11 protein-coding genes are annotated in these 12402 nt (G+C 56.4%); 1 reads left to right on the top strand and 10 read right to left on the bottom strand.

Annotation, left to right across the window (positions count from 1 at the left end; translation table 11 throughout):
- Positions 1 to 8 precede the first annotated feature (8 nt).
- A complete protein-coding gene (gene nrdD, locus F7R27_RS00955; protein WP_206060333.1) occupies positions 9 to 200 on the bottom strand; it encodes an anaerobic ribonucleoside-triphosphate reductase in 192 nt (63 codons plus the stop codon).
- Between the two features lie 10 nt (positions 201 to 210).
- Positions 211 to 2007, bottom strand: a complete 1797-nt coding sequence (locus F7R27_RS00950; protein WP_151702354.1) for a ribonucleoside triphosphate reductase — start codon at positions 2005 to 2007, stop codon at positions 211 to 213.
- A 162-nt stretch (positions 2008 to 2169) separates the two neighbouring features.
- On the opposite strand from F7R27_RS00950, the gene ubiT reads away from it, so the two are divergent.
- Positions 2170 to 2703 carry a ubiquinone anaerobic biosynthesis accessory factor UbiT gene (gene ubiT / locus F7R27_RS00945; RefSeq protein WP_151702353.1) on the top strand — a complete coding sequence of 178 codons (534 nt, stop codon included), beginning with the start codon at positions 2170 to 2172 and terminating at the stop codon, positions 2701 to 2703.
- Between the two features lie 170 nt (positions 2704 to 2873).
- Here the strand turns inward: ubiT and F7R27_RS00940 are convergent, their stop codons facing one another.
- The 8 genes from F7R27_RS00940 to F7R27_RS00905 form a co-directional block, all read right to left on the bottom strand.
- The gene (locus F7R27_RS00940) at positions 2874 to 3785 is read right to left on the bottom strand and encodes a U32 family peptidase (RefSeq protein ID WP_151702352.1); all 912 of its coding nucleotides are present in this window, start codon (positions 3783 to 3785) and stop codon (positions 2874 to 2876) included.
- Between the two features lie 25 nt (positions 3786 to 3810).
- A complete protein-coding gene (gene ubiU, locus F7R27_RS00935; protein ID WP_151702351.1) occupies positions 3811 to 4836 on the bottom strand; it encodes a ubiquinone anaerobic biosynthesis protein UbiU in 1026 nt (341 codons plus the stop codon).
- 107 nt (positions 4837 to 4943) lie between these two features.
- Complete coding sequence (locus F7R27_RS00930; protein ID WP_151702350.1) at positions 4944 to 5756, bottom strand: formate/nitrite transporter family protein; 813 nt, start codon at positions 5754 to 5756, stop codon at positions 4944 to 4946.
- Positions 5757 to 5978: 222 nt separating this feature from the next.
- Positions 5979 to 7358: an L-serine ammonia-lyase gene (locus F7R27_RS00925; RefSeq protein ID WP_151702349.1), complete on the bottom strand. Its 1380-nt coding sequence runs from the start codon at positions 7356 to 7358 to the stop codon at positions 5979 to 5981.
- 153 nt (positions 7359 to 7511) lie between these two features.
- Positions 7512 to 8378: a formyltetrahydrofolate deformylase gene (gene purU, locus F7R27_RS00920; protein WP_151702348.1), complete on the bottom strand. Its 867-nt coding sequence runs from the start codon at positions 8376 to 8378 to the stop codon at positions 7512 to 7514.
- A gap of 60 nt (positions 8379 to 8438) precedes the next feature.
- Positions 8439 to 9065, bottom strand: coding sequence for a sarcosine oxidase subunit gamma (locus F7R27_RS00915; RefSeq protein WP_151702347.1), 627 nt, complete (start codon positions 9063 to 9065; stop codon positions 8439 to 8441).
- Entirely contained in the window at positions 9058 to 12084 is a 3027-nt protein-coding gene (locus tag F7R27_RS00910) for a sarcosine oxidase subunit alpha family protein (protein WP_151702346.1), read from the bottom strand. The genes F7R27_RS00915 and F7R27_RS00910 overlap by 8 nt, the downstream gene beginning before the upstream one ends.
- On the bottom strand, positions 12081 to 12389 hold the full coding sequence (locus F7R27_RS00905) for a sarcosine oxidase subunit delta (protein ID WP_151702345.1): 309 nt from the start codon (positions 12387 to 12389) through the stop codon (positions 12081 to 12083). The genes F7R27_RS00910 and F7R27_RS00905 overlap by 4 nt, the downstream gene beginning before the upstream one ends.
- Positions 12390 to 12402: the final 13 nt, after the last annotated feature.

The following is a 12402-nucleotide window of genomic DNA, read 5'->3' as shown; positions in this document are numbered from 1 at the left end:
AGATAGGTTCAGTGACTCAGGCTGTGCTCTGAGAAGTGGCGACGCTCACTATGCTCAGACTGTTTGCCGGGATTGAACTGACTGACGGGACGGTGATAGCCCATCACCCGTGTCCAGACCTCACAGCGCTGGCGCTCGTTATCATTCAGGGTGACAGGTGTCAGGGTTGTCTCAGTGTTCATGGCAATTATGTTATTCATGATAGATTCCTCAGGGTTGTGTGGTCGTTGTGACCGTTTCATTCAATGAATGGATCTGCTTTCTTTTCTCTCCCAACCTTTTCTCACGTAGCAACTCGTCATCGCACTTCGGACAGAACTCATGTTCTCCCGCCAGATAGCCGTGTACCGGGCAGATGGAGAAGGTTGGTGTGACCGTCAGATAAGGCAGACGGAAGCGGCTCAGAGATGCCTTGACCAGATGCTTGCAGGCGGCGGGGCTGGATACCCGCTCACGCATATATAGATGCAGCACTGTGCCGCCGGTGTATCTGCTTTGCAGCTCATCCTGCAGACTCAGTGCCTCGAAGGGATCATCGGTATGTCCAGCCGGCAACTGGCTGGAGTTGGTGTAGTAGGGTTTTTCCGGCGTGCCCGCCTGCAGGATATCGGCAAAGCGTTGCCGGTCCTCTTTGGCAAATCGATAGGTGGTGCCTTCAGCGGGTGTGGCTTCGAGGTTATACAGATGACCTGTCTGCGCCTGAAACTGCTGCATCTGCTCACGGATATGATCCAGCAGTGCCAGCGCCAGCTTATGTCCCTCACCCTGAGCAATGTTCAGTTGGTCGTCGCTGTTGTTGCTGTTACTGAAGTTGCGCAGCATCTCATTGATGCCGTTCACACCGATCGTGGAGAAATGGTTGCGCAACGTGCCGAGGTAACGCTTGGTGTAGGGATACAGCCCGTCATCCATCCACTGCTGCACGCAGCGCCGTTTTACCTCCAGACTGTCACGTGCCAGACCCATCAAGCGATCCAGTGCCGCGATCAATGCCGGCCAATCGCCCTTGTAGAGATAACCCAGCCGCGCGCAGTTGATCGTCACCACACCGATGGAGCCGGTCTGCTCCGCCGAGCCGAACAGACCATTGCCACGCTTGAGCAACTCACGCACATCCAGTTGCAGGCGACAGCACATGGAGCGCACCATATGTGGCTTGAGATCAGAGTTGAGAAAGTTCTGAAAATAGGGCAAACCGTATTTCGCGGTGAGTTCGAACAGCAGATCGGTATTGGGTGAATCCCAGTCAAACTCCGGTGTGATGTTGTAGGTCGGAATCGGGAAGGTGAAGATGCGACCGCAGGCATCGCCGTCACGCATCACCTCCAGATAGGCACGGTTGATCAGATCCATCTCCACCTGCAGATCGCCATAGGTATAGGGCTGCTCAACCCCGGCGATCACCGGCACCTGCTCCGCCAGATCGGCCGGGCAGACCCAGTCAAAGGTCAGGTTGGTGAAGGGAGTCTGGGTACCCCAGCGCGATGGCACATTCAGGTTGTAGATAAACTCCTGAATCAGTTGGCGCACCTGGGTATAGCTCAAGCGATCGGCGCGTACATAGGGTGCCAGATAAGTATCAAAGGAGCTGAACGCCTGCGCCCCGGCCCACTCATTCTGCAGCGTACCGAGAAAGTTGACCATCTGCCCCAGCGCACTGGAAAGATGCTTCGGCGCGGTACTCTCTGCCCGACCCGGCACGCCGTTGAAACCTTCAAACAGCAACTGCCGCAAGGACCAGCCAGCGCAGTAACCCGACAGCATATCCAGATCATGAATATGCAGATCAGCGTTACGATGCGCCTGACCGATCTCCTGATCATAGACCTGATCCAGCCAGTAGTTAGCAATCACCTTGCCAGCCACATTCAGCACCATGCCGCCCAGCGAGTAGCCCTGATTAGCGTTGGCATTAATACGCCAGTCCTGCCGCTGCAGATACTCCTCAATCGTGTGGCGAACATCCACCTGACTGGCAGCTACCCCTTCCTTCTGTTCGATTCTCATATAAATACCATATGTTGAATTTAATGAGCATATAAACACTATATGTTGTGTTTAATCATATAGCGTCAAACAGAATAAACCTTGATTAATGTCATGTTTGAGAAGATCACAAGCGACTAAACTAACCCCAACGTCCTTGCTTAATCTGGAGATACCCCTCTGATGTCCCTGCCCCTGTCACCACTGAAACTGCTGCCAACACCCCGCGCACTGTCACATCAGTTCAACCGGCATATGCCGCTGATGCTGAAACGTAAATTGCTGGAGCCGCAGTTCAATCTGATCTTTACCGAATATCTGGAGGCAGGCGATTTTGAGTTGCTGGAGGGGCGCTATATCAGCCTGAAGCTGCGTGATATCGAACTGGAGTTGACCTTTACCCTTGTCAATAACCAACTGCGCCTGGTCGATCAACCCGGCGAAGCCACTATTCTGGGTGATATGGCCGCCTTTATGACACTGGCAAGAAAGGAGGAGGATGCCGACGGCTTGTTTTTTCAGCGTCGGATACAGGTCGAGGGTGACACCGAGCTTGGGCTTGGCGTCAAGAATCTACTCGATAGTATCGAGTGGTCGGTGGATAAAAGTCCTGTCGGCAAGCTGCTGCTACGCATGGAGCATCTTTACCGCACTCGGCTGGCGACATTGAAGCCTTTTCGCAGCACGGCGAGCCACTCGGGCAGAGCGGTCGCCTGACATGCCACTAGCCCGTGTCAGGCACCGGGTGTTCCTATCCGGGGTCGGCGTAAACCCGTCCATGGGGCCTAGACCGCAACATCCCTGTTGCGGACTCCCCCGGATAGTCACCCCCAGCACCTGACACTAGCTTGGACACGAGCCCCGAAACTTGAGGTAAAGTCTTTGTATCAGCCATCAGTGGCGAGTCGATCCATTCCCGGCTTGCCAAACCAGTAGCCATTGCAGGTCTGAAGATCTCTGAGCCGGATCTGATCAGAAGGAGCCTGCTGCCCACGTCTGAGCCGATCAAAACGCGCCACCACCTCATCCATGCCGCAGATCTGCGGACTCAGGCGCACAACGGCTACCTGCAGCTGCTGCATCAGTGACAGTTGGTCCGCCAGATCATAGCAGGCTCCCGACAGCGTCTGGATGCCATTCAACACAAACAGCTCCTGTGACTCCTGCGAACTCATCATCAGACCCTCAGGATAACGCTGACAGACAAACTCACAGCGATCCTTGGGCAGATCATGATAGCGCGCCGTAAAGCAACGCGCCGACCAGGCCAGCGGCAGATGTCCATAGGCAAACACCTCGGTTTCCAGCGCCAGCACCTGCTCCGCAATGCTGGCCTGCATCGCCTCCAGTGTATGACGGGACAGCTCCACCGGCAGACACCATCGCTGCAATCCCAGCTTGTGCAGCAGTGCCAGCGTGCGTGCATTATAGATATTCACCGACGGCCCCGTCACAAACGGCGCCGCCTGCTCACTCAGCAGCTGCAGCGCACTCTGATCATTGGCCTCGATCAACCAGTTGCCGCCATCACGACTCGCCTGCTCACAGAGCCTTCGCAGATGGCGCAGATCGCCTTCCGACTCAATCAGTGTCTGGCTCGACAGCACCACCTGCTTGCCTGCATCACTGAGCGACCCTGCGATCTCCAGCCAGTCATCCAGTTTCAGCTCGCGCCGGCGTGAACAGACGGTTTCACCGAGATAGACGATCTCCACCGGCCAGGTGGCTACCTGCCGATAAAAATCCCGTACCACTTCTGCGGCCCAGAAATACTGTATCGGCCCAAGGGATAGTTTCATCCGGCCACCTCCATTAACAATATTATTACTTCCACTTGCGATGATAGGCACCCAGCGTTGTCATACTGCCTTCCGACAACTGCCCCAGTTGTGCCTGCCAGCGAGCCATAGCACCCGTTGTTGTCGTGTCTTGGCCCAATTTATCATGGCCCAATGTATTATGGCCCAAAGCATCCAGCGCCTGACGCCAGACCCGCGTAACCTTTTCCACATAGGCCGGGCTGCGCTGACGCCCCTCGATCTTGACCGCACTGATTCCGATCTCCTGCAGCTTCGGCAACAGATCCAGCGTACTGAGGCTCACCGGCTCCTCTATCGCATGGTAGAGCTGATCCTCCACCCGGAAACGCCCTTTACACAGCGTTGGGTAGCCGGCCTTTTCGCCCTCGGCAAAGCGATCGATCAGCACACCATTCAGGCGTGACTCCATCCCCTGATCAGTCTCCTGCCAACGCACGGCCTTAGCGGGTGAACAGGCACCGCAGGTGTTGGGGGATTCATCGGTCAGATAGGAGGAGAGATAACAGCGCCCTTCGGCCATGATGCACAGGCTGCCGAAGGCGAACACCTCCAGCTCCACCGGGCTCTGTCGAGCCAGATCTTCAACCTGAGTGATAGAGAGCACCCGCGGCAGGACCGCACGGCGGATACCAAACTGACGCTGATAGAAACTCAGAGCCTCATGACTGGTCGCCGAACCCTGCACCGACAAGTGACGGGCGATCTTTGGATGGCGTTCGGCGGCATAATCCAGCAGGCCGATATCCGCCAGAATCAGCGCATCCACACCCAGAGCAGCCGCTTTATCCACTGCTGCCGCCCAGTTCTCCCAACCCGCGGGTTGTGGATAAGTATTGATGGCACAGAAGACACGACAACCGCGCTGATGCGCATACTCGATACCCTCCCGCGCGCGGGCTTCGTTGAAGTTAAGACCGATGAACTGCCGTGCATTGGTGGCGTCCTTGAAACCGAAATAGACCGCATCCGCACCTTGATCCACCGCCTGCTTCAGGGCCGGAAGATTCCCTGCGGGGCATACCAGCTCCATATATCACCTCTGCTTTTCATCATATGAAGAGGCGATACAGTAGCAGATAGATCAGCCGGGATTTTTGACTTTCATCAAGCCAGCGTCGTAAGGCAGTGCGAACCAGCCTACCCTGACGCATGTGGTGTATTACGCAGATATGCCAACCAGTAGATACCTGCCACCAGCAGTGTACCACCCACCATATTGCCCAGCGTCACCACCAACAGATTGGCCAGACTCGCTGAGAGAGACACCAGCTCCGTTCCACCCAGCAGCATGCCGTAAGGCAGGAAAAACCAGTTCGCGATGGAGTGCTCGAATCCCAGTGCGACAAAGGCACTGATCGGCAGCAGAATGGCCAGTAGCTTGTCGGTCACACTTCGGCCACCCATCGCCAGCCAAACGGCCAGGCACACCAACGTGTTACACAGCACACCACGGGCAAAAGCTTCACTCAACGATAGGTCCGCCTTACTGCGGGCAATATTCAGCGCAGTCTCACCGACAGCCCCCTGACCGAGACCAGCAATATCTGCCCAGATCACCAGCAACACAGTACCAAGACAACCGATCACATTGCCGGCATAAACAATACACCAGTTGCGTAATACAGCTCGCGTACTGACCAGCCTGCTGGCCCAGGCCATTGCCAGTAGATTGTTACCGGTGAACAGCTCTGCCCCGCCGATCACCACCAGTACCAGCCCCAGGCAGAAGCTCAGGCCACCGAGCCAGCGTGTCAGGCCAAATCCCAGCTCAGAGCCCGTAATTACAACAGTAAAAAACAGCGCCCCAAGCGAGATGAAAGCTCCCGCCAACACAGCCAGAACCAGCAGCGTCAACGCATCGGCCTGCGCCTTCGCCACCCCCATGCTCTCAACCCGCTGCGCTATTTGACTCGGCTGATAGGCATCAGCATAGATATGTTCGTTCGACATGAAGTGTTATCCCACTCAGAGATATGGCGTGATTAAGCTTCAGTCTAGCCGATGCTGGTCAACTGGGTGAGTGAGCAGTATCAGGAGATAACCATCAGGGGATGGCAAGGCTCTTCTGGAACTGATAGTGAGGGGATTAATCGAGCCTATTCAGCGCGACTTGAAGCCGCTCAGACAGGTGTCCCGACTGCATGGAATATATGCAGCCGGGTACAGAACAGATCAACACTCGATTGCGTTAACCGCCAATCCTCCTTTCGAGGTTTCCTTGTATTTGTCCTGCATGTCGCGGCCGGTGTCGCGCATGGTGCGGATCACCTTATCCAGCGAGATGAAGTGCTCACCATCACCGCGCAATGCCATCTGCGCCGCATTGATCGCCTTGACTGAGGCAATCGCGTTGCGCTCGATACAGGGCACCTGTACCAGGCCACCAACCGGATCACAGGTCAGACCTAGGTTGTGCTCAAGGCCGATCTCGGCGGCGTTTTCCACCTGTTCGGGCGTACCGCCCAGCACTTCACACAGGCCGGCTGCCGCCATGGCACAGGCAGAACCCACCTCACCCTGACAGCCCACTTCGGCACCGGAGATGGAGGCGTTTTTCTTGCACAGAATACCTACCGCACCGGCCGCCAGCAGGAAGTCGACAACATGCTTCTCGGAAGCGGTCGGCTCAAACTTCATGTAGTAGAAAAGCACTGCAGGGATGATACCGGCTGCACCATTTGTCGGTGCTGTTACCATCCGCCCACCGGCGGCGTTCTCCTCATTCACAGCCAGGGCATAGACATTGACCCAGTCCATGACCGAGAAGTTGCTGGCGATGACACTCTTGTTCTGTTCGACCGCTTCCAGACGTTTGAAAAAGGCAGCGGCACGTCGACGGACTTTCAATCCACCGGGTAGAATCCCATCATGCTTGAGGCCGCTTTCGACACAGTCTGCCATCGCTTTCCAGATGCGACACAGGCCACTGCGGATCTCCTCCTCCGAGCGCCAGACCTTCTCATTTTCCAGCATCAGTTCACTGATGGTGAAATTGTGCTGTTTACACAGGCGCAACAGCTCATCCGCGGTATTGAAATCATACGGCAGCGGCGATTTATGCAGCACCAGCTTGTCATCCTGGGCATCCGCTTCGGTGACCACAAAACCACCACCGACAGAGTAATAGGTGTTGCTGTAGAGTTCGCCATTGTTGCCCCGTGCCGTCAGGCGCATCGCGTTGGGGTGGTGTGGCAGGGTTTCTTCCAGGAACAGCATGTCGCGCTCCCAGACAAACTCGATCGGCAGCCGGTTATCAAGCTGCAGGGTCTGCGTCTCTTTCAGCGTCTCGACCCGTGGCACGATAACAGTCGGATCTATCTCATCCGGGCGTTCGCCCATCAGGCCCATGATGATCGCCAGATCGGTGGCATGCCCGATACCGGTGGCCGACAGCGAGCCATACAGACGCACTTCCACGCCGGTGACCGCCTCCAGCAGGTGACGCTCACGCAGCTCGGCAATGAAATCATAGGCAGCACGCATTGGACCAACCGTATGAGAGCTGGAAGGCCCTACGCCAATTTTAAATAGGTCAAATACGCTGATGGACATGGTTTTTCCTCGTTATCATTATTATAGGGCACCACGAAGAATCCGCTGCACGCTTGTCATCAAGCGCCAGCAGCGGCTGTTCGAAATGCCCGGTTGTTTCGGTTGGGGATCAACTGGGAATCAGTCGGGACTCAATTGGAACTCAGTTGGGACTCAATTTGGAAAGACAACCGTTCGGTTGGCATGCATGAACACACGACGCTGCACATGATAACCGACCGCCCGCGATAGCGTCAGACACTCGATATCACGCCCCTTCGCCACCAGGTCTTCGGGATAGTGTGCATGATCGACCGACTCGACACCCTGTGCGATGATCGGGCCCTCATCCAGATCGGTATTGATGTAGTGTGCCGTCGCACCCACCAGTTTGACGCCCTTGGCATAAGCCTGATGATAGGGCTTGGCACCCTTGAAACCGGGCAGCAGTGAATGGTGTATATTGATCGCCTTACCGGACAGCTTCTCACACATATCGGCAGACAACACCTGCATGTAACGCGCCAGCACCACCAGCTCGGCACCGGTTTCCTCAATCACCTGCCACACTTGTGCTTCCTGCTCCGCCTTGGTATCAGCAGTGATCGGAAAGTGGTGATAGGGAATATTATGCCACTGCGCCAATGACTCCAGATCCGGATGGTTAGACACCACTGCACGGATATCGATCGGTAACTGGCCGATACGGTGACGATAGAGCAGATCGTTCAGACAGTGATCCGCCTTGGACACCATGATCACGACCGGCATGCGTGTACCCGGAGCGGTCAGTTCGAAGTTCATCTCGAACTCGGCCGCACGCTCGGCAAACCGTGCCTGAAATGAAGCGTCGTCAAACCCTTCGCGCTGAGGACGAAACTCAGCACGAATAAAAAACCCTTGAGTCTCGCGATCATCAAAGGAGTTGAGTTCAGTGATGTAGCACTCCTCCTCGCGCAGAAAACGAGTCACGACATCGACAGTGCCAATAACACTGGGGCACTGTGCTGCCAGGATCCAGGTATCAGGTGATTGGTTCATATTGTCCCCCGGACACAAAATTCTGAGCTGCCGACGGGATCACCGTCGGCAGCGGTTACATCATACCTTGACCGACACACCATACTCGCGTGAGGCATCCACCAGCCAGCGGTAGCAGTAGTCGGCAAAGCTGCGGCGCACTATCAGTTCCCAGACATCCTCACTCGGACGACGGATGATCGCCGTGGCCTTGGCAAAGTTGGAGGTGATCCCCTTGCCCACCGGAAAGTTGCGCGGGTGCACATCATAGACGGTGGATTTGTGCAGCACATCCAGCGCATTAGGACCACTCAGCGTCAGCAGGGTCTGCCCGCCACTGACGGTGACGATGGCAAAGTGACCGCTGTAAGCCTGATGCAGGGCGGTCTCTACCTCGAATTCGCGTCCGCCTGGCACAACGATCAGCCACTCATCCGGCGAGATCCACTGAATGCTGTTCTCGCCGCTGGCATCGTGCACCAGCGCGGATGGCTGCAGGGGCAGCGCGACACCCAGCACCTGCTGAATCGCCGCACAGAAAGCGTCATCTGCAGAGTTTCCACGCAGCGTCATATGGCCCAGAAAGGGTTTCTGCTCCAGCACGACACCGGGATTCGCCGCAACAGACGGAACCTTCACGTGGTGCATGGGTGATTCGGCGCGAACATCTGAGCCCGCGCACTGATCGATAATGGCTACCTTAGACATTCTGGCGCGCTCCTTTTGGATCAAAGAAGATGGGGCTGACAATCTCAGCTTCATGGGTCTTGCCATCTGCCATCGGCAGATAAACCTTTTCACCCATACGTTTGTGTCCACCCATCACCAATGCCAGTGCAAAACCTGAGTTCAGTACCGGACTGTAGTAACTGGACGTGACGTGACCAACCATTTTCATCGGGATGGTCTGATTCGGGTCGCGCACGATCTGCGCCCCCTCCTGCAGAACCACCTTCGGATCAACCGGTTTCAGGCCGACCAACTGCTTGCGATCATCACGCTTGGTATCCGGACGTGTCAGCGCACGATGGCCGATCCAGGAGAAGGGCTTGTCGTAACCGACACACCACTGCATTCCAAGATCTTCCGGTGTGACCGAGCCATCAGTATCCTGACCAACGATGATGAAGCCCTTCTCTGCACGCAGCACGTGCATTGTCTCGGTGCCATAAGGCGTCAGACCATACTTGGCTTCATGCTGGAACAGCGCTTCCCAGACCCGCATCGCATAATTGGCCTGCACGTTGATCTCATAGGTCAGCTCGCCGGTGAAGGAGATACGGTAAACCCTTGCCGGCACACCGGCCACCTGACCTTCACGACACTCCATGAATTTGAAGTTGTCCTTGTCGAGATCGATATCAGTTACTTCCGACAGCAGATCACGAGCACGCGGTCCGGTAATCGTCATGGTCGCCCAGTGGTCAGTCACGGTGTTGAAATAAACCTCCAGCTCCGGCCACTCGGTCTGGTGCCACAACTCCAGCCACTCCAGGATACCCGCTGCGCCGCCGGTGGTGGTGGTCATCAGGAAGTGATCTTCCGCCAGACAAGTGGTAACACCATCGTCCATCACCATGCCGTCGTCTTTACACATCAGACCATAACGCGCCTTGCCGACACCCAGTTTTTCCCACTTGTTGGTGTAGATGCGGCCGAGGAATTCGCGTGCATCCTTACCCTGAATATCGATCTTGCCCAGGGTGGACGCATCCAGAATACCGACTTTTTCACGCACTGCCAGACACTCACGCGCCACGGCGTCGTGCATGCTTTCGTTACCGATCGGGAAGTACCAGGGACGTTTCCACTGGCCGACATCCTCAAACTTTGCCCCGCGCTTGAGGTGCCACGAATGCAGCGCCGTATAGCGTTCAGGATCGAACAGATCACGGCAATGACGACCGGCGATCGCACCGAAGGTGATCGGTGTGTAGTTGGGACGGAACACGGTGGTGCCGGTCTGCGGGATCGTCTGACCCAGACAGCGAGCGGCAATCGCCATGCCGTTAATATTACCCAGTTTGCCCTGATCGGTACCGAAGCCCATCGCTGTGTAGCGCTTGACGTGCTCGATCGACTCGAAGCCTTCACGGGTAGCCAGCTCGATCGCTGCCGCTGAGACATCATTCTGCTGATCAACAAACTGCTTAGGCGCGCGCATCGTTGGCTTCTCATGCGGTACCTGGAACAGCGCACAGGCAGGACCTTCTGTAGCGCTCTGTACCTGTGGCAGCTCAATGCCACCGGACTCAAATCCACAGGCAGCAGCTGCACTGGCACCCGCTTCGACAGCATCAGCCAGTACCGCACTCAGTGAGTAGACCGCACGAGCCGAACCGACAGGAGTCATCCCCTTGACTTTGCCCGGCAGGAAGCCTATCGCTTCATCACTCCATACAGGACGTGCACCTGTGTGCGCCGCCAAATGGACTACCGGGCTGTAACCACCGGAACTGGCGATGGTATCGCAAACCAGATCTTCAACGGAGCCGGCCAGTTTGAAGTTGTCCAGATCGATCCGAGCAACACGGGCGCCAGATACACGCTTGGAGCCTTTGCCTTCAAACACCGCACTACCGGTGATAATGCGAATCCCCTTCTCACGTGCAGCCTTGACCAGATCACCGTCCGGCTTGGCACGGGCATCAACTATCGCGACCACTTCGCGGCCCGCTTCATGCCAGTCCAGCGCTGCGCGATAGCCATAATCGTTGCTGGTGGTCAGTACCAGTTTATTGCCCGGCACCACGCCATAGCGACGGATATAGGTGGACACTGCGCTGGCCAGCATATTGCCCGGCACATCGTTGTTGGCATAGACCACTGGACGATCATGTGCACCCGTCGCCAGAATCACCTGACCGGCACGAATATGATGCATGCGCGCACGCGCCTGCGGCTGGCCGTTAATCTGCGGTGCAGTATCGGCCAGGTGCTCGGTACGGCGCTCGTGCAGCGTCACAAAGTTATGATCATGATAGCCATTGGCCGTGGTGCGCGGCAGAACCAGCACCTCGTCCATCGCCAGCAGTTCAGCAACCGCGGCAGCAGCCCAGAGTGCAGGATCCTGTCCGTTGATCAGATCACGAGAATCCAACAACGAGCCACCCATCTCTTCCTGCTCATCACAGATGATCACGCGCGCACCGCTGCGACCAGCTGCCAGCGCAGCGGCCAGACCAGCAGGACCGGCACCGATCACCAGCACGTCGCAATGGCGGTGCATGTGGTCATAGATGTCGGGGTCATTCTCACGTGGGCTGCGACCCAGACCCGCTGCCTTGCGGATCAGCTTTTCATAGGTCATCCACATGGAAGCGGGCGTCATGAAGGTCTTGTAGTAGAAACCCGGCGGCATCATCTTGCCACCCAGCTTACCGAGCAGACCCATCACATCGTTCTGTACATTCGGCCAGCCATTGGTGCTGGCAGCGGTCAGACCCTGATACAGCGCCTGCTGTGTGGCACGTACGTTAGGCACCTGCGCCGCTTCGGTGGAACCCAACTGCACCACGGCATTGGGCTCTTCCGCGCCAGCCGCAACAATGCCGCGGGGACGCGAGTATTTGAAGCTGCGGTTAACAATATCCACCCCGTTAGCCAGCAGTGCAGATGCCAGAGTATCACCGGGGAAACCGGTATAGCTGGTACCGTTAAAACTGAAGTTCAGCGTTTTAGAGCGGTCGATACGGCCGCCCTGGGTCAGACGATTAATCTGGCTCATTTCTGACCTCCTTTTTGCTGCGTGGCAGCGGTGACTGTGGGCTGCTCACCCATTTTGTAAACCTCAAGAATTTCGTAACTGACGGTGTCACGCGTGACATTGAAAAACTTGCGACAGCCCACGGCATGTACCCACATCTCATGATGAATGCCACGTGGGTTTTCACGGAAAAACAGGTAATCACCCCACTCTTCATCCGAAGTGTTGACCGGATCTTTCGGACGGATGATATGTGCCTGACCTTTGGGCCGGAACTCGCTCTCTTCGCGATGCTCGCCACAGTAGGGACAATAGATATGCAACATGTGAATTCCCTCG

Source organism: Nitrincola alkalilacustris (genome assembly GCF_008973755.1).
Taxonomy (GTDB): domain Bacteria; phylum Pseudomonadota; class Gammaproteobacteria; order Pseudomonadales; family Balneatricaceae; genus Nitrincola; species Nitrincola alkalilacustris.
The sequence above is the reverse complement of the archived record's forward strand: the minus strand, read 5'-3'. Positions and strand labels throughout refer to the sequence as shown.

What these genes read in the sequence shown, in the direction of transcription:
- nrdD (WP_206060333.1), bottom strand. Translation starts at nt 200, where the DNA reads ATGAATAACATAATTGCCATGAACACTGAGACAACCCTGACACCTGTC.
- F7R27_RS00950 (WP_151702354.1), bottom strand. Translation starts at nt 2,007, where the DNA reads ATGAGAATCGAACAGAAGGAAGGGGTAGCTGCCAGTCAGGTGGATGTT.
- ubiT (WP_151702353.1), top strand. Translation starts at nt 2,170, where the DNA reads ATGTCCCTGCCCCTGTCACCACTGAAACTGCTGCCAACACCCCGCGCA.
- F7R27_RS00940 (WP_151702352.1), bottom strand. Translation starts at nt 3,785, where the DNA reads ATGAAACTATCCCTTGGGCCGATACAGTATTTCTGGGCCGCAGAAGTG.
- ubiU (WP_151702351.1), bottom strand. Translation starts at nt 4,836, where the DNA reads ATGGAGCTGGTATGCCCCGCAGGGAATCTTCCGGCCCTGAAGCAGGCG.
- F7R27_RS00930 (WP_151702350.1), bottom strand. Translation starts at nt 5,756, where the DNA reads ATGTCGAACGAACATATCTATGCTGATGCCTATCAGCCGAGTCAAATA.
- F7R27_RS00925 (WP_151702349.1), bottom strand. Translation starts at nt 7,358, where the DNA reads ATGTCCATCAGCGTATTTGACCTATTTAAAATTGGCGTAGGGCCTTCC.
- purU (WP_151702348.1), bottom strand. Translation starts at nt 8,378, where the DNA reads ATGAACCAATCACCTGATACCTGGATCCTGGCAGCACAGTGCCCCAGT.
- F7R27_RS00915 (WP_151702347.1), bottom strand. Translation starts at nt 9,065, where the DNA reads ATGTCTAAGGTAGCCATTATCGATCAGTGCGCGGGCTCAGATGTTCGC.
- F7R27_RS00910 (WP_151702346.1), bottom strand. Translation starts at nt 12,084, where the DNA reads ATGAGCCAGATTAATCGTCTGACCCAGGGCGGCCGTATCGACCGCTCT.
- F7R27_RS00905 (WP_151702345.1), bottom strand. Translation starts at nt 12,389, where the DNA reads ATGTTGCATATCTATTGTCCCTACTGTGGCGAGCATCGCGAAGAGAGC.